Source organism: Sulfitobacter sp. 1A13368, assembly GCF_043557275.1.
Taxonomy (GTDB): domain Bacteria; phylum Pseudomonadota; class Alphaproteobacteria; order Rhodobacterales; family Rhodobacteraceae; genus Sulfitobacter; species Sulfitobacter faviae.
In genome coordinates this window covers 560,324-586,057 of record NZ_JBIFFR010000002.1, presented here as the reverse complement: position 1 = coordinate 586,057, position 25,734 = coordinate 560,324, and the positions used below count along the sequence as shown (strand labels likewise).

The 25,734-nt window shown below is 61.5% G+C and carries 27 protein-coding genes and 1 other RNA gene; 11 read left to right on the top strand and 17 right to left on the bottom strand.

What is annotated here, in order from left to right; translation table 11 throughout:
- Positions 1-96 precede the first annotated feature (96 nt).
- The 7 genes from ACGYK4_RS06460 to ACGYK4_RS06430 form a co-directional block, all read right to left on the bottom strand.
- Positions 97-1,734 (bottom strand): BCCT family transporter, encoded by a 1,638-nt coding sequence (locus ACGYK4_RS06460; protein WP_394429941.1) that lies wholly within the window; start codon positions 1,732-1,734, stop codon positions 97-99.
- Positions 1,735-1,911: 177 nt separating this feature from the next.
- Positions 1,912-2,337: an HIT family protein gene (locus ACGYK4_RS06455; protein ID WP_394429940.1), complete on the bottom strand. Its 426-nt coding sequence runs from the start codon at positions 2,335-2,337 to the stop codon at positions 1,912-1,914.
- Between the two features lie 67 nt (positions 2,338-2,404).
- A complete protein-coding gene (acuI, locus tag ACGYK4_RS06450) occupies positions 2,405-3,391 on the bottom strand; it encodes an acryloyl-CoA reductase (protein ID WP_394455653.1) in 987 nt (328 codons plus the stop codon).
- A 36-nt stretch (positions 3,392-3,427) separates the two neighbouring features.
- Positions 3,428-4,531: a dimethylsulfoniopropionate demethylase gene (locus ACGYK4_RS06445; RefSeq protein WP_394455651.1), complete on the bottom strand. Its 1,104-nt coding sequence runs from the start codon at positions 4,529-4,531 to the stop codon at positions 3,428-3,430.
- Positions 4,531-5,031, bottom strand: a complete 501-nt coding sequence (locus ACGYK4_RS06440; protein ID WP_394455649.1) for a DinB family protein — start codon at positions 5,029-5,031, stop codon at positions 4,531-4,533. The genes ACGYK4_RS06445 and ACGYK4_RS06440 overlap by 1 nt, the downstream gene beginning before the upstream one ends.
- On the bottom strand, positions 5,028-5,660 hold the full coding sequence (locus ACGYK4_RS06435) for a DUF1326 domain-containing protein (RefSeq protein WP_394455647.1): 633 nt from the start codon (positions 5,658-5,660) through the stop codon (positions 5,028-5,030). Before ACGYK4_RS06435 ends, ACGYK4_RS06440 begins: the two co-directional genes overlap by 4 nt.
- Before the next feature lies 1 nt (position 5,661).
- Positions 5,662-6,450 (bottom strand): DUF2182 domain-containing protein, encoded by a 789-nt coding sequence (locus ACGYK4_RS06430; RefSeq protein WP_394455645.1) that lies wholly within the window; start codon positions 6,448-6,450, stop codon positions 5,662-5,664.
- A gap of 77 nt (positions 6,451-6,527) precedes the next feature.
- On the opposite strand from ACGYK4_RS06430, the gene ACGYK4_RS06425 reads away from it, so the two are divergent.
- The 8 genes from ACGYK4_RS06425 to ACGYK4_RS06390 all read left to right on the top strand — a co-directional run bounded on the left by ACGYK4_RS06425 (position 6,528) and on the right by ACGYK4_RS06390 (position 11,735).
- A complete protein-coding gene (locus ACGYK4_RS06425; protein ID WP_394455643.1) occupies positions 6,528-7,280 on the top strand; it encodes a FadR/GntR family transcriptional regulator in 753 nt (250 codons plus the stop codon).
- A gap of 62 nt (positions 7,281-7,342) precedes the next feature.
- Positions 7,343-7,691, top strand: a transfer-messenger RNA (tmRNA) gene (gene ssrA, locus ACGYK4_RS06420).
- A 119-nt stretch (positions 7,692-7,810) separates the two neighbouring features.
- A complete protein-coding gene (gene chrA, locus ACGYK4_RS06415; RefSeq protein WP_394455642.1) occupies positions 7,811-9,055 on the top strand; it encodes a chromate efflux transporter in 1,245 nt (414 codons plus the stop codon).
- 73 nt (positions 9,056-9,128) lie between these two features.
- A complete protein-coding gene (locus ACGYK4_RS06410; protein ID WP_394407803.1) occupies positions 9,129-9,608 on the top strand; it encodes an SspB family protein in 480 nt (159 codons plus the stop codon).
- 95 nt (positions 9,609-9,703) lie between these two features.
- The gene (fumC, locus tag ACGYK4_RS06405) at positions 9,704-11,095 is read left to right on the top strand and encodes a class II fumarate hydratase (protein ID WP_394429924.1); all 1,392 of its coding nucleotides are present in this window, start codon (positions 9,704-9,706) and stop codon (positions 11,093-11,095) included.
- Positions 11,092-11,268 carry a DUF4169 family protein gene (locus ACGYK4_RS06400; protein ID WP_067266677.1) on the top strand — a complete coding sequence of 59 codons (177 nt, stop codon included), beginning with the start codon at positions 11,092-11,094 and terminating at the stop codon, positions 11,266-11,268. Before fumC ends, ACGYK4_RS06400 begins: the two co-directional genes overlap by 4 nt.
- Positions 11,265-11,498: a ribbon-helix-helix domain-containing protein gene (locus ACGYK4_RS06395; RefSeq protein WP_394429922.1), complete on the top strand. Its 234-nt coding sequence runs from the start codon at positions 11,265-11,267 to the stop codon at positions 11,496-11,498. Before ACGYK4_RS06400 ends, ACGYK4_RS06395 begins: the two co-directional genes overlap by 4 nt.
- A gap of 9 nt (positions 11,499-11,507) precedes the next feature.
- Entirely contained in the window at positions 11,508-11,735 is a 228-nt protein-coding gene (locus ACGYK4_RS06390; protein WP_394429920.1) for an N-(5'-phosphoribosyl)anthranilate isomerase, read from the top strand.
- 48 nt (positions 11,736-11,783) lie between these two features.
- Here ACGYK4_RS06390 and ACGYK4_RS06385 read toward each other — a convergent pair whose 3' ends face one another.
- From ACGYK4_RS06385 to ACGYK4_RS06370, 4 genes are all read right to left on the bottom strand, one after another.
- Entirely contained in the window at positions 11,784-12,677 is an 894-nt protein-coding gene (locus ACGYK4_RS06385; RefSeq protein WP_394429918.1) for a fructose bisphosphate aldolase, read from the bottom strand.
- Positions 12,678-12,745: 68 nt separating this feature from the next.
- Positions 12,746-14,098 carry a cytochrome P450 gene (locus ACGYK4_RS06380; RefSeq protein ID WP_394429915.1) on the bottom strand — a complete coding sequence of 451 codons (1,353 nt, stop codon included), beginning with the start codon at positions 14,096-14,098 and terminating at the stop codon, positions 12,746-12,748.
- Positions 14,095-15,324 (bottom strand): hypothetical protein, encoded by a 1,230-nt coding sequence (locus ACGYK4_RS06375; protein WP_394455640.1) that lies wholly within the window; start codon positions 15,322-15,324, stop codon positions 14,095-14,097. The genes ACGYK4_RS06380 and ACGYK4_RS06375 overlap by 4 nt, the downstream gene beginning before the upstream one ends.
- A gap of 53 nt (positions 15,325-15,377) precedes the next feature.
- On the bottom strand, positions 15,378-16,130 hold the full coding sequence (locus tag ACGYK4_RS06370; RefSeq protein ID WP_271687236.1) for a cytochrome c biogenesis CcdA family protein: 753 nt from the start codon (positions 16,128-16,130) through the stop codon (positions 15,378-15,380).
- A gap of 91 nt (positions 16,131-16,221) precedes the next feature.
- On the opposite strand from ACGYK4_RS06370, the gene ACGYK4_RS06365 reads away from it, so the two are divergent.
- A complete protein-coding gene (locus ACGYK4_RS06365) occupies positions 16,222-16,449 on the top strand; it encodes a sulfurtransferase TusA family protein (RefSeq protein WP_394429910.1) in 228 nt (75 codons plus the stop codon).
- An 89-nt stretch (positions 16,450-16,538) separates the two neighbouring features.
- On the opposite strand, the gene ACGYK4_RS06360 is transcribed toward ACGYK4_RS06365, so the two are convergent.
- Positions 16,539-19,445, bottom strand: coding sequence for an Rne/Rng family ribonuclease (locus tag ACGYK4_RS06360; RefSeq protein ID WP_394455638.1), 2,907 nt, complete (start codon positions 19,443-19,445; stop codon positions 16,539-16,541).
- 548 nt (positions 19,446-19,993) lie between these two features.
- On the opposite strand from ACGYK4_RS06360, the gene ACGYK4_RS06355 reads away from it, so the two are divergent.
- Positions 19,994-20,284 carry a hypothetical protein gene (locus tag ACGYK4_RS06355; RefSeq protein WP_394455636.1) on the top strand — a complete coding sequence of 97 codons (291 nt, stop codon included), beginning with the start codon at positions 19,994-19,996 and terminating at the stop codon, positions 20,282-20,284.
- A gap of 23 nt (positions 20,285-20,307) precedes the next feature.
- Here the strand turns inward: ACGYK4_RS06355 and ACGYK4_RS06350 are convergent, their stop codons facing one another.
- The 5 genes from ACGYK4_RS06350 to purC all read right to left on the bottom strand — a co-directional run bounded on the left by ACGYK4_RS06350 (position 20,308) and on the right by purC (position 25,152).
- Positions 20,308-21,642 carry a sigma-54 dependent transcriptional regulator gene (locus ACGYK4_RS06350; protein ID WP_067266663.1) on the bottom strand — a complete coding sequence of 445 codons (1,335 nt, stop codon included), beginning with the start codon at positions 21,640-21,642 and terminating at the stop codon, positions 20,308-20,310.
- A gap of 4 nt (positions 21,643-21,646) precedes the next feature.
- Positions 21,647-23,374 carry an ATP-binding protein gene (locus tag ACGYK4_RS06345; protein ID WP_197470957.1) on the bottom strand — a complete coding sequence of 576 codons (1,728 nt, stop codon included), beginning with the start codon at positions 23,372-23,374 and terminating at the stop codon, positions 21,647-21,649.
- A 69-nt stretch (positions 23,375-23,443) separates the two neighbouring features.
- Positions 23,444-24,112: a phosphoribosylformylglycinamidine synthase subunit PurQ gene (purQ, locus tag ACGYK4_RS06340; RefSeq protein WP_394455634.1), complete on the bottom strand. Its 669-nt coding sequence runs from the start codon at positions 24,110-24,112 to the stop codon at positions 23,444-23,446.
- Positions 24,112-24,342, bottom strand: coding sequence for a phosphoribosylformylglycinamidine synthase subunit PurS (gene purS / locus ACGYK4_RS06335; RefSeq protein WP_067266658.1), 231 nt, complete (start codon positions 24,340-24,342; stop codon positions 24,112-24,114). Before purS ends, purQ begins: the two co-directional genes overlap by 1 nt.
- Before the next feature lie 48 nt (positions 24,343-24,390).
- A complete protein-coding gene (purC, locus tag ACGYK4_RS06330) occupies positions 24,391-25,152 on the bottom strand; it encodes a phosphoribosylaminoimidazolesuccinocarboxamide synthase (protein WP_067266657.1) in 762 nt (253 codons plus the stop codon).
- A 167-nt stretch (positions 25,153-25,319) separates the two neighbouring features.
- On the opposite strand from purC, the gene ACGYK4_RS06325 reads away from it, so the two are divergent.
- Positions 25,320-25,637, top strand: coding sequence for a DUF1476 domain-containing protein (locus ACGYK4_RS06325; RefSeq protein WP_394409613.1), 318 nt, complete (start codon positions 25,320-25,322; stop codon positions 25,635-25,637).
- Positions 25,638-25,734 lie beyond the last annotated feature (97 nt).

Genomic DNA, 25,734 nt, shown 5'->3' with positions numbered 1-25,734 from the left:
CGGGAAGGTCCACCGCGGCGCGGCCAAGGTCAAGCGCCCAAAGAAAACGGCGGCCCCGAGAGGCCGCCGTCATCCGTGTCTTAAAGGCTGTGCAGGTTAGCGGATTTTACGCTCGTCCTGCAGACCGCGGAAGATGCAGAAGCACATGAAGAGCAGCAGCAGCGTGAACAGCAAACCGGTGGAGATCACCATGGATTGCAGCGCTGCCAAGCCGCCGCCGATCAACAGCGCGATGGCCACGGCACCCTCGAAGATGCACCAGAACACCCGCTGCGGCACCGGCGCGTCGACCTTGCCGCCTGCGGTGATCGTGTCGATCACAAGCGACCCGGAATCGGACGAAGTGACGAAGAACACCACCACCAGCACGATGCCGATGAAGGAGGTGATCGAGGCCAAAGGCAGCGCATCGAGCATTTTGAAGAGCTGCAACGGCAGTCCCGCATCTTGAGCCGCGGTGTAGCCGTCATTCAGCACCTGATGGATCGCAGTGCCGCCAAAGATCGACATCCACAGCACACAGACAAGCGATGGGATCAACAGCACGCAAACGATGAATTCGCGCACGGTACGGCCCCGGCTGACGCGGGCGATGAACATTCCGACGAAGGGTGACCAGCTGATCCACCAAGCCCAGTAGAACGCTGTCCAGCCTTGGGAGAAGTTCACGTCTTCACGGCCAAACGGGTTCGCGAGTGCAGGCAGATACTCAATGTAAGCGACCAGCGAGTCCCAGAAGAAGGACAGCAGGAAAACAGTTGGCCCGACGATCAAGGTGAACAGTGCCAGCAGTGCTGCCAGACCCATGTTAACCTCACTGAGGACTTTGACACCGCCATCAAGACCGCGCAGCACCGAAACCAGCGCCACGGCGGTGATCAGCGAAATCAGAACGATCTCAGATGTGGTGCCAACGGGAATCCCGAACAGCTCGTTCAGACCGGCGTTGGCCTGCGTGGCACCCAGACCCAGCGACGTGGCCAGACCAAAGAGCGTGGCGAAAACAGCGATAGTGTCGATGATATGCCCGGGCCAGCCCCAAACACGTTCGCCCAGAACCGGGTAAAAGGCCGAGCGGATCGTCAGCGGAAGACCTTTGTTATAGGTGAACAGCGCCAGCGCCAGCGCGACGATGGCATAGATCGCCCAAGGGTGCAGACCCCAGTGATAAATCGTCGCCGCCATGCCAAGGCGCAGCGAACCGGCCTCGTCACCCGTGGCGGCACCCAAGGGGGCCCAGTCGGTGCGCAATCCGTTCTCTGTCGTGATCTCGCCCATGGAGGTCGAGAAATGGGTCAAAGGCTCGGCCACGCCGTAGAACATCAAGCCAATGCCCATGCCCGCCGCGAAAAGCATCGCGAACCAGCCCAGATAGGTATAATCCGCGACCGCTTCATTGCCGCCAAGGCGGACACTGCCAAAGGGCGTGACGATCAGCAAAAGTGCAAAAATCACCACCAAGTCGGCAGAGCCGATCAGGAACCAGTCGAAGTTCTTGGTGGTAAAGTTGAACATGGCCGAGAAGATCGCGGCGGCCTGTTCCGGCAATGCGATGGTGTAGAACACGAAGACCACGACCGCGATCCCCGAGATTAGAAAGACCGGGTTGTGAATATCCAGCCCGAACGGCCCGATCTGCCGTTCGATATTGTCCTGACCGATCTCATAATCGGTATCGATCACATCCGCCTTGCCCTCAGGCTCGGGGATGCCGTGCGAATTGGTATCGCTCATAATCTGTTCCCTCTTTGATGACAGATTACCGCGCAAAACGCGGCCTTCTGTTTTTCTCATCCGTGCGCAACAGGATAGAGGCCTGCGACCATTGGGCAAGCCATTGCGGCCAAGCCCCCTTGGAAACTTGGCTAAAACGACCGTTTCGGTATCTGCTGCGACGTAAGTTTGGGGGGACTACCCTGTCCCGAGCGCGGCTGCAATCGCATCGGCCTGTTCGCGAATCCGGTCCATGTCCCCTTGGACACCGGGCGGACGCAGCTTGTCGCCCTCATGCCGCGGCAGGATGTGGTAGTGGAGGTGAAAGACCTCTTGCCCGCCCGCAGCCTCGTTAAACTGCTGCACGGTGATGCCATCGGCGCCAAAGGCGCGCAGGCAGGCGTTGGCGACTTTCTGAACCGTCGCCAGACAATCCGCCAATTGTGTAGGGCTCGCGTCGAGCATGTTGCGGCAGGGAGACTTGGGGATCACCAGACAATGCCCTTCGGCGCGGGGCATGATGTCCATAAAGCAATAGGTCTTGTCGTCCTCATAGACCTTAAAGCTTGGGATCTCTTTGCGCAGAATCTTGGCAAAGATATTGTCGTCGTCGTAGCTGGCCATCATGCTCTCCTTCTGGCGGTCGGGGCGGCGCGGACCATTAACCACACCGCCCCGCGCCGAGGCAATATCAAGCGTTTACGTCGACGACCACCCGGCCTTTGACCTGCCCTTTCAGGATGTCCGCCCCCAGTTGCGGCAGGTCGCTGAGCCCAGCGGGTTGGACCATCGCCTCAAGCTTGTCCATTGGCAGGTCTTTGGCCACCCGCTTCCAAGCGCGCAGACGGTTGTCATAGGGCTGCATGACGCTGTCGATGCCCAAGAGGTTCACGCCGCGCAGCAGGAAGGGGATCACCGTGGCAGGCAGGGCGGCACCGCCCGCAAGGCCCACGGCCGCCACGCTCGCCCCGTACTCCATCTGGCCCAACACGCGGGCCAGCATCGCGCCGCCCACGGCATCGACGCATCCGCCCCATGTCTCGCCCTCAAGGGGGCGTTTGACAGTCTCGTTGATCTCTTCCCGCGCGACGATCCGGGCCGCCCCAAGGCTTTTGAGGTAATCCTCGGTCTCGGGCCGACCGGTGACCGCCGCCACTTCATAGCCGAGGTTGGCAAGGATCGCCGTGGCGACGGAGCCGACGCCCCCCGCAGCACCCGTGACCAGAACCGGGCCTTTCTTGATGCCGTGATCCTCCAGCGCCATGACGGCCAGCATCGCGGTGAAACCTGCCGTGCCAACGGCCATGGCTTGCCGCGTGTCCAGCCCTTCGGGCAGCGGCACCAGCCAATCGGCCTTGACCCGCGCCTTTTGCGCATAGCCGCCCCAATGCGCTTCGCCCACGCGCCAACCGGTCAACACGACCTTGTCGCCGGGCTTGTAGCGTTCGTCATTCGAGGTCTCGACCGTGCCGGCGAAATCAATGCCCGGCACATGCGGATAGTTGCGGACCAAGCCACCACCCGGCCCGATGCACAATCCGTCTTTGTAGTTCACGGTGGAATATTCGACCGCGACCGTCACCTCGGCCTCGGGCAGTTGGTCTTCGGTGATCTGGGTGACCTCGGCCTGGGTCTGGCCTTGGTCATCCTTGTTTACAATCAGCGCATTAAAGCTCATCTCTCATCTCCTTTTCAGGTTTCAATCGACCGGACCTCAGGCCCAGAAACTGTCCCGTACGGTCACGTCACGCGCGCCATCGGGGGTGCGCGCCTGCAACCGCGTGCCCGGGTCCCAATGGGTCATCCGCACCATCCCGATGGCGACATTCACGCCAAAGTCGGGGGACCAAACCGCCGAGGTCACCTGCCCCACGCGTTCGTCGCCCGCCATCAAGGGCCAGACACGATCACAAAGCGGCACCGGATCGCCCGCGATCTCTAGGGGACGTATCTGTTGCACCGGCCCCTCTTTCGCCACCCGCAGCAGCGCATCTCTGCCGATACAGCCCATCGCCGCCTGCGTGTCGCAGAGCTTGCCAAGACCGCATTCGTGGGGCGTGTTGTCATCGGTCATGTCATTGCCATAGCTCAACAATCCGCCCTCGATCCGCTCAATCAGGTTCGGACAGCCGGCCCGCACATCCAGATCGCGCCCCGCCTCGATAAGCGCCTCCCAAAGTGGCATCGCGATATCGGCCCCTTCGGTATAAATCTCAAAGCCGCCCTGTTTGGAGTAGCCGGAGCGCGCAACATTCATGGCGCGGCCTTGAAACTGGAACCCCTCGAAGCGGAAGAACTTCACCTCCCGCACCGCCGCGCCAAAGATGCGATCCATCAGATCTTCGGCTTTCGGCCCCTGCACCGCCAGTAGGTTCACATCCGGCTCATCGACCAAAACATCAAGATGATAACCGTTGCATATCCCCTTGGCCCACAATAACAAATCGCTATCTGCGATGGAAATCCACCAACGATCCTCGGCCAGTTTTACCGCCACCGGATCGTTAAGCATCCCACCCGTCTCATCCACGATCGGCACATAGACACAGCGGCCCGGCGCCACATCGCGCAGATCACGGGGCGTCAGCATTTGCATCAGTCGGGAAGCATCGGGCCCGCGCAGTTCAACCTGTCTTTCGCAAGCCACGTCCCAGACTTGCACGGCTTTCTTCAAGTGGTGATAATCCGCCTCGGTGCTCTCAAATACGGTCGGCAGCAGCATCCGGTTGTAGACCGTATAGGCTTTCACACCCGCTGCCTCGACCCCGGCAGAGAATGGCGTGCGCCTGATCCGGCGCGAGGGAGAGAGTTCGGCCATCAGCCCTCCTCCGGCATAAAGATGAAATCGCTCACCGGCGCGTCACATCCTGCGTCGGTGAGCATGGCGTGCACTTGGCCGCGGTGGTGGGTTTGGTGGTTGAAAAAATGCACCACACATCCCGCCATTGGCTTGGAAACATCGCGCTGCAAGATACCGGAATGCCAAGTTAAATCTCCATCCAGCATCGACTGGTCGAGCCCCGACGCCCAGTCAGAAATAGCAAGATCGCATTGCCCTCGCGCCAAAACCCAAGCGTCGCCGGAGGGGCAAAGCTCGGTGTCTTTGCCTTCCGGTTTTGGCGCTGCAGGGTCGAACCGCGACAGCCAGAGTTGATCGCACCACAGAAGATGGTTCAACGTGCCGAGCATGGAGCCGAAGAACGCCCCGCGATCCTGCGTTAACGATGCTTCATCCAAAGTCTGAACGAAATTTGACAACTGTCTGTTTTGCCAGGCATTATAGCGCGCCATTTCCTTGGCATAGGCGGGGGTGATCACCGCGCCCCCTGCCAATCAATCGCGCAGACCTCAGCCGATTTACCACCGAAATCCCAGACCCGGCCATAGTCGCGGACCTTGGATTTTACGCCGCGCGCGGCGACGATATTCGGCCCCATCCAGTATTTCGAGTTGGTGATCGTCACCGGCTCTCCCGGTTCGGTCCCGGCCAGCATCTCGATCTCGCCGTTGATCTTTCGGCCAATGTTGATGACCCGACGGTTGCCGTCGCGAATGATCTCAACTGGGGCGCGTTCGGCGCCGATGATCTCGCTCACCAACATGGTGAACAGCCCCGTGGTGCCGCCCGCAGCGCCCGAGAAGATTTGCAGCAACCCGTCATAGGCCGCCTCGCTCGCACGGTCGTCCACATAGGCGGCGACCTTCCAATTTCCCTCGCCCATGCGGCCCGGGATGTCGACCAATAGCCCGACGTTCAGGCCGGCCAAATCCTCCCCCTCGAAATGGCCCTCGTCGATCACGATGCCCATCCATGCATGGCAGTGGCCTTCGGTCGGCAGATGCGCGCCAAGGCTGACCACGCAGGGGCAGAAGACATCGCAAGAGCAATTTAGGAAAAGCTCGCCCTTGATCGCCCAATTGGCGGGTGTCATCTCTCTGTTTGGCATATCATCCTCCTGTGATCACGGGCCAACCCGCCACGACACCTGCGCCGAGGATCAGGGCGAAACCCATTGGTTTTGTTACGTAATGCCCTATTTGGGGCAGTTTTTCGATGACCATGAAAAGCGTGGCCAGCCCCATCCAAGCAAGGTTCATGACCCCGCCGGCAAAGCCCAGAAGCATAAAGCCCCAGCAGCAGCCCGCGCAAAAGGCGCCGAGGCCCAGCCCCATCCGAAAGCCGCCCGCGGCGCCGGGGCGCCAGTGGCCCATGAAATACATCATCGGAGAGTGGCAGACGCCGTGGCAAATCTCCTTGGCGCGGGTAAATTGGAAGAGGCCCACAGCCAAGAGCAGCGCCGCCGCCGTCCAACGCGATTTGGCGATGCCGAGCATATCGATGACGCCGCCGTGCAGCAGCAACAGTTGCAAACCCGCGATCCCCGCCGCGAAGACGAGCCAGACCGCGAGGTAGCCCGCAAGCACCGCCAGCCAGCCCGCGCGCGTGCCATTGGCCGAAGTCATGAGGTCTTCGTAGGCGCGTAGCGTCGGCACCATGGTCGGGACCATCATCGCCGCCATCATCGCGCCCCACATCACGAACAGCGGAAAGAAACGCGCCATGGGCATATACATATCCATGCCCGGATCCATCTGCCGCATGCGTTCGCCCATGGCACCGGGGCGGCCCAGCAGATCGAGGTCCATCTGCATCGCCATGCTGTACATCATCCACCAGGCGGCGAGAATTAGGGCGAAAAAACCTAGCCATAGTGTTGATCGTACCATCCCGGTCATCGCCGCCCTCCCCTGCGTGCTCTTGTAGATTTAATGTCAGACAATTAAAGTCCTCGCAAACACTAATTGTAAGACATATGAAAATTGACCCAAGCAACCCCGCCGATCTATCGGCCCAGATCGCCACGGCCATTCGCGACGCCATCATCGGCGGGCATCTGATCGTCGACCAGCGCCTGCCCTCCGAGGCGGAGCTGGCCGAGCAGTTCGAGGTCTCCCGCCCCACGGTGCGCGAGGCGTTGAAGCGGCTTGCCGCGCAATCGCTGATCCGCACGCAGCGCGGGGCCACGGGGGGTGCTTTCGTTAACCGGCTGAGCTTTCCGGATGCCTACGCGCAGCAGATCACCACATCGACTCTGCTTCTGTCGATGAACGCGGTGAGTTTTGAGACCGCTTGCGAGGCACGCTTCGCCTTGGAACGCGCCTGCGCCCCACTATCGGCAGAGCGGCGGACGGCGGACCACCTTGCCACCATGCGCGCGGAGATTCACCGGCAGGCGCAGCCGGGGCTGACCGATGAGGCCTTTTGCGCCTCCGACGTGGCATTTCACCGGGCGCTGGTCGATGGTGCGGGCAATCCGGTGCTAAGTTATCAACTTGCGGGCGCGGTTGAGGCGATGCAGCCCCTGATGAATATGATCACCTTCACCGCGCGGGATCGCGCGCGGATCGTAGCTCTGCATCAAGAGATCGCGGATGCGGCAGAGGCCCATGACGGCAAAGCGGTGACGGCGGGGCTGACCGCGCTTGAGGCCGAGACGCAACAGCTTGCCCAAAGCGTTTTCGCCGCGCGTGCGGCGCGGAATGCCGAAGTTGCGGGCAGACGCTAGGTTGGGCCATATAAACAACGCGATACGCGCTTATCTTGACGTGAAAAATTCACCGCATCGCACCCCTTGCAATTCACCCATGGCAGCCCTACTTTAATCCTGTCCTTCGGGACTATGGACATAAACGCGCTCGTAATAAGCGGTTCGGACCCGGGGGCGGTACCCGGCGGCTCCACCAAACATCCTTCATTTGGGGATCATGGGGCCGAAATAGGATCGACGAACGTCTAAAGGGGTTGCTTTGTCTCGGTGAGATACCACCGTTATCGGTTCAAACTGTACAATTGCAAATGACAATCGTGCTCCAGTTGCGATGGCCGCGTAAGCGGTTTCAGCGACTGAAATCTTAAGTCCTTAGGCCTTGCAGCTTAAGGCGGGGTTCGCAGGTACCTGGCAACAGAAACCTGCACTTTTCCCTTCCGTTCCATACCCGTTAGACGGCGCTCTTGCCTTAACTTGACCGCGCTTTTCTCTGGCCCTATCCGTGACGCAGCGAAGCCGTAGTGGCTTGATGACGCAGGATGGCCCCGATGACCCCACCTAGTTGGCCCGATATGTTTCGCGTGTTTGGCCGGATTGGGTTGATGTCCTTCGGCGGCCCCGCAGCCCAAATCGCCGTGATGCACCGCGAGCTGGTCGAGCATCGCCCGTGGCTGAGCGAGCAGACCTACCTGCGGGCCCTTTCGCTCTGTATGCTGTTGCCCGGACCAGAGGCGATGCAGTTGGCGACCTATGCAGGCTGGCGCCTGCGCGGCGTCGCGGGCGGGCTGCTCGGCGGGTTGCTTTTCGTTGTGCCGGGGGCGGTATTCATCGCTGCTCTTGCGCTCTTATACGCATGGTACGGGCAAATGCCCTTGGTCCAAACGGCCTTTCTGGGCATCAAGGCCGCTGTCATTATCGTGGTATTCCAAGCGCTTCTGAAGGTTTCTTCAAAGGCGCTGCACGGGCGGCTCGGCTGGGCGTTGGCTTTCGGGTCTTTCATCGCCCTCTTCGTGCTGGGCCTGCCGTTTCCGCTGATCATTCTGGTGGCCGGGGCCATTGGGATGCTGAGCCGAGGCCCGACGCCTGAGACCGAAGCCGCCGACCTGCCGCCGGCGCATAGCCTGCGCACCCTGCTCATCTGGGGTGGTCTTTGGGCCGCGCCGCTTCTGTGCCTTTCCCTCATCGGCGACGACTTCCTGCTGCAACTGGGGCTGTTCTTTTCCAAACTGGCCGTGGTGACCTTCGGCGGGGCCTATGCGGTGCTGGCCTATATGACCCAGACCGTGGTGCAGGATTTCGGCTGGATCGAGACCGATCAGATGATCGACGCGCTTGGCTTGGCTGAGACAACCCCCGGCCCACTGATCCTTGTGACGCAATTCGTCGGGATGTTGGCGGGATTTGCGCAAAGCGGCCCCGCGGGGGCGGTGGCTGCCGGGCTGCTGGCGCTTTGGGTCACTTTCACGCCCTGTTTCCTGTGGATTTTCCTTGCTGGCCCGTATCTTGAGGCGCTCTCTGAACAGCCGCGCATTGCAGGCGCGCTGCGGGCGATCACGGCGGCTGTGGTGGGGGTCATCGCCAATCTCTCGGTTTGGTTTGCGCTGCATGTGCTGTTTGATCGGGTGGGCGCTGATGGCCCGCTCGCCCTGCCCCTGCCCGTTTGGGACAGTTTCAACCCCATGGCCGCCGCGCTTACCATCTTGGCTTCTGTGCTGATGCTGGCGCTCAAGCGTGGTTTTGTCCTCACGATGGTCTTGCTCGCGGCGCTGGCGCTGATCCTTCACGCGATTTAGCGCGGGACCCCCTTTCACTCGCCCCTGAATGGGGTATGCTTACCCCTGCCCAACGCCCGGACCGGAGAGAAGAATGAGCCGCAGCATTGATTACGGCAACCTGATGCACGAAGCCATGCGGGGCCTGATCCGCAGGGTCTTGCAAGACGTATCGGACAAGGGACTGCCGGGGAATCACCACTTCTTCATCACCTTCGACACCTCGCATCCGGATGCGGAATTGGCCGATTGGCTGTCGGACCGCTATCCCGATGAGATGACCGTGGTGATGCAGCACTGGTACGACGGCCTCGATGTGGGTGAAGACGGTTTCGCCATCACGTTGAACTTCGGCGATGCGCCAGAGCCGCTTTATATTCCTTACGACGCGATCCGCACCTTCGTGGACCCTTCGGTTGAGTTCGGCCTGCGGTTCGAACAGCAAGAGACCGAAGAGCAAGACGTGGCGGAAGACGAGGCCACGCTCGACCAGACGGATGAGGCAGAGTTGGAAGTCGCGGAAGAGCCGGTCAAAGATGCTGAGATCGTCTCGCTCGATTCCTTTCGGAAGTAGCGCCGGAATGGCCGTTAGCGCCATCCCCGCATTGCGCAGCGCGTAAGGCGCAGGTACACCGCTGGACAACGATAAGTCACAGCAGGAGCCGCAGAATGGCCGATACCCGCACCGAAACCGACAGCTTTGGTCCGCTTGAAGTCCCCGCCGATAAATACTGGGGCGCGCAGACGCAGCGTTCGATCATGAACTTCCCGATTGGCTGGGAAAAGCAGCCCATCGCCATCGTGCGCGCGCTCGGCGTGATCAAAAAAGCCTGCGCGCAGGCGAATGTGGCGCAGGGCGCGCTGGACGAGGAACGCGGTCGCGCGATCATTCAAGCCGCTGGCGAAGTGTTCGAGGGTAAGTTCGACGACAACTTCCCGCTGGTGGTCTGGCAGACCGGTTCCGGCACCCAGTCGAACATGAACGCCAATGAGGTCATCGCCAACCGCGCAATTGAACTCATGGGCGGCACCATCGGCTCCAAGGACCCGGTGCACCCCAACGATCACTGCAACATGGGCCAGTCCTCGAACGATACTTTCCCCACCGCCATGCATATCGCCACCGCGATGACGGCGCGTGACGTGCTGCTGCCGGGGCTGGAGAAGCTGCACGGCGCGTTGCAGAAGAAGGTCGAGGAATTCGAAGGCATCATCAAGATTGGCCGCACCCATACGCAGGACGCGACACCGCTGACGCTGTCTCAGGAATTCTCGGGCTATACCCATCAGGTCGCAATGGGCATCGCCCGCGTGCGCGACGCGCTTGGCCGTATCTATGAGCTGGCACAGGGTGGCACCGCCGTGGGCACCGGGCTGAACACCAAGCAAGGCTGGGCGGAAACCGTGGCGCATAACATGGCCGAGATCACCGGCCTGCCCTTTGTCACCGCGCCCAACAAGTTCGAAGCGCTGGCCGCCCATGACGCGATGGTCGAGATTTCCGGCGCGCTGAAGACCGTGTCGGCGTCGCTGTTCAAAATTGCCAATGACATCCGCCTTTTGGGCTCCGGCCCGCGCTGCGGTCTGGGCGAATTGATCCTGCCCGAGAACGAGCCCGGCTCATCGATCATGCCGGGCAAGGTGAACCCAACGCAATGCGAGGCGCTGACGCAGGTCTGTGCCCATGTCATGGGCAATGATGCCGCCGTCGGTTTCGCCGGGTCGCAGGGCCATTTTGAGCTGAACGTCTACAAACCAATGATGGCCTATAACGTGCTGCAATCTATGCAGCTTTTGGGTGATGCAGCCTCGGCCTTCACCGACAATCTGGTGGATGGCCTTAAGGCCGACGCGGACCGGATCGAGAAGCTGATGCGCGAGTCGCTGATGCTGGTCACCGCGCTGGCCCCCGAGATCGGTTATGACAACGCCACCAAGGTCGCCAAGACCGCGCATAAGAACGGCACCACCTTGAAGGAAGAGGCGATTGCTTTGGGCTTCGTCGATGCCGAGACATTCGAGCGTGTGGTGCGCCCCGAGAACATGATCGGCCCGAAATGAGCCAGCCCATCAACCTGAACAAGGCGAGAAAGGCACGCGATCTTGCGGCCCGCCGCGCTCAGGCGGATGAGAATGCGCTGCGCTTTGGCCGCAGCAAAGCCGAGAAAGAGGCGGCGCGCAAAAGCGCCGCCCAAGCCAAGGCGACGCTCGACGCGCATAAGCGCGAGACATGAGCACCCGGCCCCGCAAACATTCGGTGACCCTAAGGGGCCACCGGACATCAATCTCCCTCGAAGACGAATTTTGGGAAGAGTTCCGCGCCATCGCCGCCGCGCGGGGCGTGCCGATCAACGCATTGGTGGCCGAGATCGACGCCGCCCGTGGGCTGGACATCGGGCTGGCCGGGGCGATCCGGCTGTTTGTGCTGCGGTCGTTAAAGGAACGTTTACCAAAAGCGGATTAGCGTCCGGTCATGACTTTGGCCTCTCCCCTTTCGCCACAGGCGTGGCTCCACAGCCTCTTTGCCTCGCGCGCCGCGATCAGCGGTCAGGTGATCCGGCGCAAAGCGCGGGATATCGAGAAATTCGTCGGACGCCGGGCATTCGAAGCGGAATTGAAGCGCCGTGGGTATCAAGCGGTGGAAAACGCCGGACAGGTCATCATATTTTGCAATCGTGAATCCATCCGGCGGATCGTGTAGCCGTTTTCTTTAAAAGAAAACGGCCCCGGAATTTTCAAAAAATTCCGTTTAACAGATCGACGCTTGGTAGATTTTCTCGATGTTCTGCCCGAGCGCCTCATTGAACTCCGCGTCCGTCATCTTGACGTTCAGCCCTTCCGTCAAAGCGCGGGAGAAGCTAGCGATCATGGTCCGGTTCTTGCCCAGCCGTTCACAGGCTTCCGCTGTGGAATAGCCACCCGACAGCGCCACGACGCGCAGAACATTGGCATGTTCGGCCAGATCGTCATAGAGACCGGCCTTTTCGGGGATCGTCAGCTTCAGCATCACCATCTCACCTTCGGGCAGCGCCTTCAGGTGTTTCGCGATCTCGCCGTGCAGGATCTCTTCGGCCTCGGCCTTGCTCTCGGAGTTGATGTTCACCTCGGGCTCGATGATCGGCACGAGACCGGCGGCACAGACCTGTTTGGCCAGTTCGAACTGCTGCGCCACCACGGCGGCGATGCCGTTTTCGTTGGCCTCATGAATGACAGAGCGTTCCTTGGTGCCGAAGATGCCGTGTTTCACGGCACGGGCCAGAAGATCGTCGATCTCCATGATCGGCTTCATCATCTGCACGCCGTTATTGGTCTCTTCCAGACCCTTGTCGATCTTCAGGAAAGGCACCACGCCGCGGTCTTCCCAAAGCAGCTGTGCAACAGGTTTGTCATTGATCGTGTCATCCATCGTGCGCTCGAAAAGGATCGCGCCAATCACTTTTTCAGAGGTGAAATCATCGGCCAAGATGATCCGCGCGCGCATGTCATGGACGGCTTTGAACATCTCTTCGTCGCCGTTGTAATCCGACGGTTCCACGCCATAGAGGCTCAGCGCCTTGGGGGTGGAGCCACCCGATTGATCAAGCGCCGCGATGAAGCCCTTGCCGCTGTCCATTTGCTCAAGTTGCGCCTTGTCGTAGCCCATGTCACCCAGGTCCTATTTTGATTCCGTTCGCTGCGTTTCTAATTGAAACGCAAAGCCGATGATAGCAGCTAGCGTCTTGATAGCGCTAACCAAATGCCCTGATCTGAACGGACGGTCAAATGTGCGACAGGCACTGGCACGCGGTCCGGTTGGGCGGTCACGCGGAAGTCGCGCAGGATGCGCGACAGGATCAGCGGCCCCTCGACCATGGCAAAGCCCGCCCCGGTGCAGACCCGCGGCCCGGCGGAGAATGGGATGAAAGCGTCGCGCTGGCACTGTTTGCCATTCTCGGTATGCCAACGGGTCGGGTCAAAGCCGTCGGGGTTGTCCCAAAGCCGTTCGTGGCGGTGCAGATGCCACGGGCTGAGCACCAGTTGCGCGCCCTGTTTCACCTGTCGGTCACGGAAGCGTTCGGGGCAGCGGTTCTCGCGCACCATCATCGGCACGGGCGGGTAGAGGCGCAGCGTCTCGCGAAAAACATCGCGGCTGAGCTTGAGTTTCGACATCACCGCGAAATCGCAGGTCTCAAGCGCCTGCGCCTCTTCCGCCAGTCGCTCTTGCCACGCGGGATGGGTGGCCATCAGGTACAGCGCCCAAGCAAGGGCCGAGGCGCTGGTCTCATGCCCCGCAAGAAAGAAGATCGCGACCTGATCGACCATCTCTTGGGTGCCGAAGCGCTCTCCGGTTTCGGGATCGGCTTGGGTCATGATCTTGGTGGCAAGATCGTCGGGCGCGGTGCCCGCCTCGATCTGCGCCATGCGCGCGCGAGTCAGATCGGTGATCAGTGTCCTGATCCGCGCCGCGCTGGCCCGTGTGTCGCGGCGAAACAGGCGCGGCATCCAGCGCGGCAGCGGCAAAAGCGCCCCGAGGTTCAGGATCGGCTGGCTGCGCTGGTAATTGCGAAACTCGTCAAAAACCGCGCGGGCGACCTCATGTTCGATCGGCAGGGAAAACAGCGTGCGAAAGATCACATCGGCGGCGGCGTGGCTTGTCTCAGCCTCGATCTCGACCACCTGGCCCGCCTTGGGCTCCAGCCGTGCCGCAGTCGCCTCTGCCGCGTCCCACATGGCTGGGAAAGTCTCACGCAGGCGCCCGCCCTCGAAGGCTGGGTCGATGATGCGGCGCTGGCGTTTCCATGTCTCGCCATTGGTCAGAAAGACGGAGTTGCCCAAAAGGGGCCGCAGCCCCTCGCCGATACGGTCGGACTTGGGAAAATCCTCGGGCCGGTCCTTCAACACGGTTTTCACCAGTTCGGGCTGGTTCATCAGGTAGCTGCGAAAGAACGGCGTTTTGAACTCGGCCATCCATGCCCGATAGAGCCGCGCGGGCTGGGCCGAGAGGATGTCGGCGCGAAACAGTTTGGCATAGCGCCAGAGCGACACCCGGTCGGGGCGCGCAGGGGGTTTGGGCGGATGGCTCATGCGGCGACAGAGGTGTATTTGCTGACCGCCTGGTCGATCCGCGATTTCGACGCAGGCCGCCCGTCATAGCGCGCGGCGAGTGTCTGGGGCCCGGCGGTAATCTGGAAGTAATCGTAGTCACGTGGACGGTCGAAGGCACAAAGATACTGGAAATGCAGCCGGAAGAAGCGCCAGCGCAGCGCCTTCCAACGCACGGGGCTGAGGGTTTGCGTGAAGGCGGCGGAGAAGACCAGCGGCCAGCGTTTCCCTTCGGGCGCGACGCCGGACACCGACACCGGATCGCAAAGCGCAAAGGCGCAGCCATCGCCCGGGGCGGTGACATCGACCCAAGCCAATTCATCACGCGCCGAGAGAAAGCGCAGATCGCTGCGCAACCGCTCGGCCCGGGGCAGGAAAGACACCATTGGCACCACCTGCCCCAGCGTGAGGAAACCCAGAGCAGGCCCGCCTTCGGCCACCCTGCCCGACCGGATCAGATCGGCAAGCACCGAAACCCCCAGATGCGCGCCCGAGGAATGGCCGATGACCAAGACCTCGTCGACATCATCGGTCAGCGCGGCGGCAATGGCATCGGCAAAGGTCGCCATCCGGGCCTCAAGCTGCGGCGGATTCGCGCCCTTGGTGGCGGCGGAATAGGCGTAGTCATGCATCAGGTAATAGGCGAAAAACTTGCCGTCCTTCTTTTTGAACCAGCGCAGCAGGGCAATGCCCAACCCCATGCCCAGTGCCGCGAAGGCGAGCCGCGCGGCCCAATGATCGCTGAGCATGCCGAGAAGGCCATAGGTCAACAGGCTAAGCGCCACCGCCAGCAGCGCCTGCGCGATCAACATGCCAACGGGGTAAAGTGCGGCGATCACCGGCCCCTTGCGCAGCCGCATGAGCCGCCAAAGCGCACCCGATCCGATGTAGACCCAAGCGGTGCGCAGCAATTGCAAATAGGTCGCGGGGATCGAACTGCTCATGCTTTCGCGCACGATGTCGGACCAGACCAGAACCTCGACCTGCGCGCTCACCCGCTGCCCGTCGATCTCAGCATCCACCTGCCAGCCGTAATTGCCGCGGCCCGCCTTCGGCTTCAGCCCGATCTCATAACCCGAGATCGCCGCCTGCGCCGCGCTTTCTTTGCGGTACAGCTCGCGGTAGCGGCGCGGGTGAATCGGGTCGTAGCCGGGGATGTAGAACACCCGGCGCGTTTTCACCGTCTTTCCCTGCGCTTTGCTTACCATGCCCGCCCTCTTCTTCGGCATAGTCTAGCCGTAATTCGGGGCGAGAATAAGGCTTAACCCACGGTTGCGAGGATCGGGAAGGTTTCGAGCAGCCAGAAGGAGAAGGCGGTGAAGGCACCGGTCAGCAAGGCCAGCCCGACGAGCACGAGAAGCCCCCCCATGATCCGCTCAATCAGCTTCATATGCGGTTTGATACGGTTCATCAGCGTCATTGCGCGGGTGATGAACATCGCGGCCAGCAGGAACGGGATCCCCAGCCCTGCCGCATAGACGCCCAGCAAAAGCGTACCGCGAGAGACGGAAGCCTCGCTCGCCGCGAGCGACAGGATCGCGCCAAGCTGCGGGCCGATGCAGGGCGTCCAACCAAAGGCGAAGGCCAGCCCTAGAACATAGGCGCCAAAGCTGGAACCGCCCTTATCGCCCGCGTCCAACCGCGCCTCTTGGTCCAGAAAGGGAATGCGGAAAAGGCCGATGAAATGCAGGCCAAAGACGATGATCACCACGCCGGAGATCTTGGCGAAAAGCGCCTGATTCTGGAGAAAGAACATCCCAAAGGCTGAGGCCGTGAAGCCCAAGAGCACGAAGACGGTGCTCAGCCCCAGCACGAAGAACAGCGCCGCCACCACCGCCCGCCGCCGCGCGCTGGATTGGCTCGACATGTCATTGATCGACACGCCCCCCATATAGGCCAGATAGGGCGGCACGATGGGCAGCACGCAGGGCGACAGGAAACTGAAAATCCCGGCGACAAGGGCGATGGTCATGGCCGGCAGGATCCCGGCGTCGAGGAGGCTTATTTCAAACATGACCGACTCCTAGACCGACATGGCCCCGGCGTCACCTGTCATATTGTCACAAGATCGTGGACCTCGGGACCGGCTTGGCTTAACTGATCTTATGAAGATCGAAAAACTGGATGCCACGGGGCTTCTCTGCCCCCTGCCCGTGCTGAAAGCACGCAAACGACTGGCCGCGCTGGCGCCGGGCGATCAGCTTCACATGACGGCGGATGACCCCGCCGCCGTGATCGACGTGCCGCATTTCTGTACCGAGGCGGGCCATCAGCTGACCGAAACCCGGACCGAGGGCGCGGCAGAGCTTTATATCATCACCAAGGGCGGCTGAGCGGGCGCGGTCGCGCCGTCTTTCTTACCCTATCGCCAAACTGAAAACGGCGGGCCCGAGAGCCCGCCGTTTTCCTTATCTAGAGCACTTTAGCTGCCCAGCGACCACCAGCCACGCCGTTTGGGCTTGGGCTTTTCGGCGGGCTGCTCTTCGACCTTTTCGGCCACTGGCTCAGGAGCGGTTTCGGCAGCGGGTGCCTCTGCCTCGACCGGCTGCGGCGCGGGGTCGGGCTGCGGCTCAGGCTGAGGCGCTTCCGCGACGGGCGTCGCCGTCTCCGGTGACGGGGCCGCGATGGGCGCTTCACTCGGCAGGGCTTCGGCCATCGCATCGGGCGTGGCTTCGGCGACCGGCTCGACCGGCTTGGCCTTGGCCCGGCTGCGGCGCTTGGGCTTCGGCGCGGGTGCGGCCTCTTCCTCACTTGCCACGGCGTCTGCGCTTACGGTCTCTTCCGCTGCGTCGGCTGCGGGTTTCTTGGTCCGACGGCTACGCTTGGCCTTGGGCTTGGGCGTCTCCTCCCCTTCGGCCTCGGCGCTGACCTTCGGCGCTTCGCCTTCTGCGGCGGCAAGGGCTTCGGGCGCGGGTTCAGCTTCGGGAGCGATTTCGGCCTTAGGCTTGCGCGAGCGGCTGCGGGATTTCGGCTTGGGTTTCTCCTCGGCAGCAGGCGCCGCTTCCGCTTCGGCCTGCGGGGCTTCCGCCTCTACCGGCGCGGTTTTCTCGCCCTCGTCCGATTTCGCTTCGTCCTGCTGCTGAGCACCGTTTTGATCCTCTGCACCGTTCTGCTGATCGCCATTGCCGTTGCGGCCACGGCCACCCCGGCTGCGGCGACGGCGGCGGCGGCGCTTGGATTTGCCCTCACCCTCTTCACCATTGCCATTGCCGTTCCCGTTGTCAGAGGGGCTGGCGTCCTGTGCGGCGGGGGCCTCTTCGGCCTCGGCGGCGCTCTCATCCTCGTCGATTTGATCCATGAGGGAAGTATCGACCGAGACGACGTGATCCGAGACGGGCGGCACAGTGCGCGTGGCCGTCTTGAACTTCTCGATGTGGAAGTCGGGGCTCACCAGCGACGGATCGCCTTCGATCCGCACGGACATGCCGTAGCGCATTTCGATATGGGCGATATGCTCGCGCTTTTGGTTCATCAGGAAGTTGGCGATGCCCACGGGCGCGCGTACCAATACCTCGCGGGAGCGGCGGCGGGTGCCTTCTTCCTCGATCTGGCGGATAATCGACAGGGCGAGGTTATCGTCCGAGCGCACGAGGCCGGTGCCGTGGCAGGCGTGGCAAGGCTGGGTCGTCGCCTCGATCATGCCGGGGCGCAGACGCTGACGCGACATTTCCATCAGGCCGAAGCCCGAGATGCGGCCCACCTGAATGCGCGCGCGGTCGGTCTTGAGCCGGTCCTTCATGCGCTTTTCGACGGCAGCGTTGTTCTTGCGCTCGTCCATGTCGATGAAGTCGATCACGATGAGCCCGGCAAGGTCACGCAGACGCAGCTGGCGTGCGACCTCATCGGCGGCTTCAAGGTTGGTCTTGAGCGCGGTCTGCTCGATCGAGCCTTCCTTGGTGGCCCGGCCCGAGTTCACGTCGACCGCCACCAACGCTTCGGTCACGCCGATCACGATATAGCCGCCCGAGGGCAGTTGCACCGTGGGGTTGAACATGCCCGAGAGGTAGCTCTCGACTTGGTAGCGGGCAAAGAGCGGCAGGCTCTCGTTGTAGAGCTTCACGTTCTTCGCGTGGGACGGCATGATCATCTTCATGAAGTCCTTGGCGATGCGGTAGCCGCGCTCGCCCTCAACATGAATCTCGTCGATCTCGCGGTTGTAAAGGTCGCGGATCGAGCGTTTGATCAGATCGCCTTCCTCGTAGATTTTGGCAGGCGCGATGGACTTCAGCGTCAACTCGCGGATCTGTTCCCACAGCCGCTGGAGGTATTCGTAGTCGCGCTTGATCTCGGCCTTTGTGCGTTTCGCCCCGGCGGTGCGCACGATGAGGCCGGCACCTTTCGGCACCTCGATCTCGGTCGCGATCTCTTTCAGCTTCTTGCGGTCGGCAGCATTGGTGATCTTGCGGCTGATGCCGCCACCGCGGGCGGTGTTGGGCATCAGCACGCAGTAGCGGCCCGCGAGGCTGAGATAGGTGGTCAGCGCCGCACCCTTGTTGCCGCGCTCTTCCTTGACGACCTGCACCAGCAGGATCTGGCGGACCTTGATGACTTCTTGAATCTTGTAGCGGCGCGGGCGCGGTTTGCGCACGGGGCGGATGTCTTCGCTGTCGTCTTCATCGGCGACGGATTCGATGGAATCGTCCTTCGCCGTGGCATCGCTGCCTTTGTCCTCGCCATCGGCGTCTTCACCGTCGGCCTGCGCGTCATCCTGGGCGTCGGCATCCTCGGCCTTTGCCGCGTCATCCGCCTTGGCCGGGGCCGCGTCATCGGCCTTGGCGATATCACCCTCCGCCGCATCATTCTCGGGCTCTTCAACCGGCGTCTCCGCGACCCGCTCCATGGGCGAGCTGCCCTCTTCGCTGTCGAGATCGACGGTTTCCATGCCCGCGATCTGATCGCTGTTTTCCTCGGCGACCTCGGCGGTGGCTACGGCATCATCGCTGTTGGTCTCGGCCGCTTGGCTTTTCGACCGGCTACGCGACCGCGAGCGGGTCCGCTTGGGTTTTTCTTCTTCGTCATCTTTGGCGGCCTGCGCTTCGGCATAGGCGCGCTCTTCTTCCAGCAGCGCCTGACGGTCGGCCACGGGAATCTGGTAATAATCGGGGTGAATTTCCGAGAAAGCGAGGAAACCGTGACGGTTGCCGCCATAGTCGACAAAGGCCGCCTGAAGCGACGGTTCGACCCGTGTAACCTTGGCTAGATAGATATTGCCAGCAAGCTGGCGTTTGTTTTCCGATTCAAAATCGAATTCTTCGACCTTGTTTCCGTCCACGACCACGACCCGAGTTTCCTCGGCGTGGGTGGCATCGATAAGCATTTTCTTAGACATAGATCCATTATGCACAGCACCCGCGCACAAAATGCCCCTGGCGGGGCTTCGGGCTGGGAGGTGTGACTTGTCAGGGCGATGGAGGACGCGGCAACAGCAGGGCCACGAATGGCCCCCGACTGTCTGCTCTGAGCATCTGCGCGCGTCATCGCGGTTCTTCTCCGATGCGAGGGCTCTGCGGCCTCTCCCATCCATTAATTAGCTGTGCTTCGGTCGGGCTAACCCTCGCGAATATCAGCGGTTCTTCGGCCGTTTCCGGCCCAATCGGTCTGCTGGCCCCCCGGTGTCGGGCGGGCACGGCAGCGAAACTGTCAAAAGTCACCCCACGCCGGTCGGGCGTTACGGGACTTATCCGGCTAGTTAAGGGCTTTACGGGGTGAAACACAATGGTCAATCGAATGAGCAACAGTCAAATGCGCTTTATCCCCGGTCGGTTGACAAGGCGCATGGGCTTGGAAACATTCAGACTGTCACGGCGGCTGTCGCCGGGCGACACCATAGAATTGCCTTGCCGCCGATGCGGCCCAGAGTTTCAAAGGACCGCTTTCATGCCTAAATTTCTGCGCCCCGCGCTTTGTCTGACCCTTCTGGGCCTGGCCGCCTGTGATGAGATCGCCGTGGCCGACGACCCCGCAGCGCTGGCGGAATTGCGCGGGCAGAAAAGCTGTGTCTCTGCGGTGGCCCAGCAAACCGGAGCGGCGGGGGTTGCGATTAACACCACCCGTCCGGTCGTTGAGCTTTACCGCCATATTGTAGATGTGCCCGGCGCGGCGAGCTGGTCTTGCATCACCGATCCGAATGGCAAAGCGGTCGAGATCGCGGAGCAGCGCAACGGTTAAGCCGCGCTGCTTGCCGGGCGCGGTCAGAGGTAATCTGACCGCTGCAACCCGTATTTCGCCATCTTCTCATTCAATGTCCGGCGCGGCAGGCAGAGCTCGTCCATGACGCTGGCGATCGAGCCCTTGTGGCGGCGCATGGTGTTGTCGATCAACATACGCTCAAAGGCTTCGACATATTCTTTCAGCGGCTTGCCCTCGGTGGTCATCACCGGCTGCATTTCGTCATGGTCACTCATCAACAGCGAGGCAATGGTGCCCGAGCCGCGGCGCGATTGCAGCACGGCGCGTTCGGCGACGTTGATGAGTTGACGCACGTTGCCGGGCCAAGGCGCCTGCAACAGCTGTGCCGCCTCTTGCGCGCTAACCTGAGGCGCCTCGCAACCGTATTCATCCGCGAATTGATCGCTCAACCGAGTAAAGAGCGTCAGAATATCCTCGCCCCGTTGGCGCAGCGGGGGCACGGTGATGCGCAGCGCCGCCAGACGGTAAAACAGGTCCGAGCGCAGCGCGTCTTCCGAGGTGCGCCCCGCCTCTTGCAGGTTCGAGATGGCGACGATCCGCGTCTCCGCCGGGGTGCCCTGCTCGTTGATCGCGCTCAGCAGCCGGGCTTGGAGTTGCTCAGACAGCGCTTCGATATCCTCCAAGACCAAAGTGCCGCCACGGGCTTCTTCGATAGCAGGCAGTTGCGCGTCTTCGGGCTGCATCGGGCCGAAAAGCCGTTTGGCCAGCGCTTCTTCCTCCAAGGCGCCGCAGGAGACGAGCACGAATTTCTTGCCCGCACGCGAGCCTACGGCGTGCAGCGCATGGGCGACCAAAGTCTTGCCCGTCCCGGTCTCCCCGTCGATCAGCACATGCCCATCGGCCTGCCCCAGATCGAGAATATCTTCGCGCAGGCGCTCCATCACCGGGGATTGGCCGATCAGCTTTTTCATCAACTGGCCACCGTCCGACAGTTCACGCCGCAGCGCGCGGTTGTCCATCACCAGCCGCCGCGCGTTGGTGGCTTTCTTGGCCAACTCGCTCATCCGGTCGGGGTTGAAGGGCTTTTCGAGGAAATCGAACGCGCCCACCCGCATCGCCTCAACCGCCATCGGCACATCGCCATGGCCGGTGATCATAATGACCGGCAGGGCCGAGTCGCTGCCCATGAGTTTTTTCAAAAACTGCATCCCGTCCATGCCCGGCATCTTGATGTCGGAAATGACGATGCCCGGATAATCGGGCCCCAATGTCTTGAGCGCGTCCTCGGCGCTGCCGAAAGTTTCCGTGTCATAGCCTGAGAGGGCCAGCCACTGGCTGATCGACTGCCGCATGTCCTGTTCGTCATCTACAATCGCGATTTTCATTGCCTGAGCCATGCGTTCACTCCGCCGCTTCTATCTTCGTTTCATCTGCCAATATGGGCAGTTGCATTTCAAAAACAGCGCCACCGTTCTGTCCGTTGCGCGCCGTCAGCCTTCCACCGAGGTCGTTCACGATCCCCGATGAAATGGCAAGACCCAGCCCAACGCCATCGCCGGGCTGTTTGGTCGTGTAGAAAGGTTCGAACAGCGCGTCCAAGTCTTCGATCCCCGGGCCATTGTCGCGCACGGTCAATGTCGCCGTCTCCCCCGCTGATAGTATAATGTCCACCTGAGGGTTTCGTTCCGATTTTGTTGCGTCCAATGCGTTTCTTAACAGGTTTACCATAACTTGCTCGATCCGCATACGGTCTCCCATCACCATGACGGGATTATCGGGCAGAATCCGGCTGATCTGGACCTGTCGTTGGCGCAATTGTGGCTCCATCATCGACAAGGATGAGGCCAAGGCCGCGCCCATGTCGACCGGAGAGAAGGCTTCCTGCCCCTTGCGGGCATAGGATTTCAGCTGCCGGGTGATTGCACCCATCCGTTCGATCAGATCGTCGATCCGCCCAAAGGACGACAGCGCCTCATCCTGCCGGTTGCGATTGAGCAACAACCGCGCGCCCGCCAGATAGGTCTTCATCGCGGCAAGCGGTTGGTTCAACTCGTGGCTTACGGCGGCGGACATCTCGCCCAAGGCGGCGAGTTTCGATGACTGTTCAAGCGTTTGTTCGGCCACGGCGAGGGTCTGTTGCACGCGCTTTCGTTCGGCAATCTCACGTTGCAGGGCAAGGTTCAGCGCCCTGAGTTTTGCCGATTCCCGTTGGAAGATCGCCAGCCTTCCGGCCGTGCGACGGCTAAGGAAGTAGAACGCCAAGGCCAGCAGGATCGCAAAACCCATCACCTCAAGCGCCAGCACGCCGTTCACCTTCTCGCGGACCGAGGCATAGGTGGTGTAGCTACTCATCCGCCAGCCGCGGAACGGGATCCGGTTCTCCAGCCGCATCACCGCTTCGCCTTGCAAGTAGGCATCGGGCGGCAGCGCGGTCCAATCGGTGGTGGCTTGGATGGCGCGCTCAATCGCGCTTTGCGGCGTGTGGTTGGCCAAGGCTTCGGGTTCGGTCAGGCCGCGCCAGCGCGGCTCAGTGGCGAGGATGATCTGCCCGGTGCTGTCCATGACGATCACCGCATCGGAAATCCCGGCCCATGCGCGCTCGAACTTCTGCAAGTCGACCTCGACCGCGATCACCCCCAGCGTCGTGCCGCCCGACTGCATCCGCCGCGAATAGAGGAAACGATAGCCGCCCTGCTCCCGCTCAATCGTCGAAAAGATTGTGGCGTTGGAGCGAATGGCGTCGACGAAATAAGGCTCGGATTTATGCGCAGAGCCCAAACGGTTGCGGTCGGTCGCCGCCACCGTGCGCCCGTCGATGTCATAAAGCATCAAAGAGGCCGCGCCGATCTCCTCCACGAAGGAGATAAGCCGTTGCGTCGACAGGGAATAATCCGCCGTTTGCAGCGCCCCGATCAAGGTGGGGTCGCGCGCCAAAAGCTGTGGGACGATGGCATTCTGGCGCAGTTCCGCCAGCAGGTTCCCGCTATAAAGCGCGATGCGCAGTTCGGCGCGGTTGCGAGTGCTCTCGGTAAAACGGTCGGTCAGCAGTTTGTTGGTGATCGAAATGGTCACCACGGCAAGGATCATCAGCGCCGCGATGGCGAACCGCACCCGCCAGGATACGGCCATGCTATTGCCTTCGGAACCGGATGTATCACTCATCGCGGCAACCTACGCGCTCCGCGCGCCGCACTCAAGTCAGGCGGTTTGCAAAGCACCGGTCAATGCGCGGAAGAGCGCCGCCCCATCCGTATTGCCATGCGCCGCTTCCGCCGCCCGCTCAGGGTGCGGCATCATGCCCAGCACCCGGCGGTTTTCCGACAGGATGCCCGCGATGTCATCGCGCGCGCCATTGGGGTTCTCGGCATAGCTGAAGGCCACGCGATCTTCGCCGCGCAGTTTCGCAATCGTCTCGTCATCCGCGAAATAGTTGCCATCGTGGTGGGCGATCGGAATGTCGATGACTTGACCGGCGCTGTAGCCGTTGGTGTAATCGCTCGCTGTAGTCTCGACCTTCAGACCAACGGTCTTGCAGATGTATTTTAGCCCTGCGTTCCGCAGCAACGCGCCCGGCAGCAGGCCGGTTTCGGTCAGCACCTGAAATCCGTTGCAGATGCCCAGCACATAGCCGCCCCGCTCCGCATGGGCGGCCACTGTACGGCAGATCGGCGAATTCGCGGCGATGGCCCCGCAGCGCAGGTAATCGCCATAGGAGAACCCGCCGGGGATCCCCACAATATCAACGCCTTGCGGCAGTTCGCTGTCCTTGTGCCAGACCATGGAGACCTTGGCACCCGCGGCTTTGAAAGCCACGGCAAGGTCGCGGTCGCAATTGGACCCGGGAAAGACAACCACCGCTGCGTGCATCAGGCCAGCTCCACCGAATAGGATTCGATCACCGTATTGGCCAAGAGCTTTTCGCACATGGCGTTCACATCGGCCTCGGAGGTGCCTTCGGCGAGGTCAAGTTCGATCACCTTGCCCTGACGCACACCGTTCACCCCGTCGAAGCCCAAGGCTCCGAGCGCGTGGCGAACCGCTTCGCCCTGAGGGTCGAGCACCCCGTTCTTCAGCATCACATGCACCCGTGCTTTCATGGCGCGACACCCCTTTGTAACATCTGCAAATTGAACGGCGAAGCCGCGTTAGTTGATCAGCGTCGGCTTGGTCACCGGCGCGTTGTTCTTGGGCATGACGCCAAGGCGTTTGGCCACTTCGGTATAGGCATCGGTGAGCGAGCCGAGATCGCGGCGGAACACGTCTTTATCGAGCTTCTGGCCCGTTTCGATGTCCCACAGGCGGCAGCTGTCGGGGCTGATCTCATCGGCGACGATCAGACGCTGGAAATCACCGTCGTAAACGCGGCCAATCTCGATCTTGAAGTCCACCAGCTTGATGCCCACGGCCATCATCACGCCCGACATGAAGTCATTGACCCGCAACGCAAGGCTCAGAATATCGTCCATGTCTTGCTGGCTGGCCCAGCCGAAGGCGGCGATATGCTCTTCTGTAACAAGCGGATCGCCGAGCGAGTCGTCCTTGTAGCAATATTCGACAATCGGGCGCGGCAATTGCGTGCCCTCTTCGATGCCAAGGCGCTTGGACATGGAACCGGCGGCATAGTTGCGCACGATCACTTCCAGCGGAATGATCTCAACCTGCCGCACGAGCTGTTCGCGCATGTTCAGGCGTTTGATGAAATGCGTCGGCACGCCAATGCTGTTCAGGCCAGTCATAAAGAACTCGGACAGGCGGTTGTTCAACACGCCCTTGCCTTCGATCGTGGCTTTCTTCTCGGCGTTAAAGGCCGTGGCATCGTCTTTGAAATATTGAACGATCGTACCGGGCTCGGGACCTTCATAGAGGATCTTTGCCTTGCCTTCGTAGATCTTGTTGCGCCGGGCCATGGGCATCCTTTCCAACAGGGGGCCGGGAACATCCCCGCCGCTTGCGCTTCTCTTAGTGCAAGCACCCCGCTGCTGCAAGCATGGCCCGCCACCTTTGCCCTGCCACTTGCGAGAACGGGCCCGCGTTCGCATATCGAAAGAGTAACCGCAGCAATCGGAGACCGGCCATGAGCAACTTTGACGACCGTGCAAATGCCTTTGAAAGCAAGTTCGCCCACGACGCGGACATGCAATTCCGCGCCGAGGCGCGGCGCAACAAGCTTTTGGGCCTCTGGGCTGCTGAACTTTTGGGCAAATCCGGCAGCGATGCCGAGGACTATGCCAAAGAGGTCGTGAAATCCGATTTCGAAGAGGCGGGCGACGAAGACGTTTATCGCAAAGTCTCGGGCGATCTGGGCGACCGCGCGGATGAGGCAACGATCCGCGCCAAGATGCAGAGTCTGATGGCCGAGGCCAAGGCGCAACTGCTGAGCGAGACAAGCTGAGCCCCTGCGCTCCGGTTTTGGCACCGGGGCGCAGCCTTCCCGCCTGCCCTCATAATGAAGATGAATATTATGAGATTGCCCCCAAGTGGCCGCCATG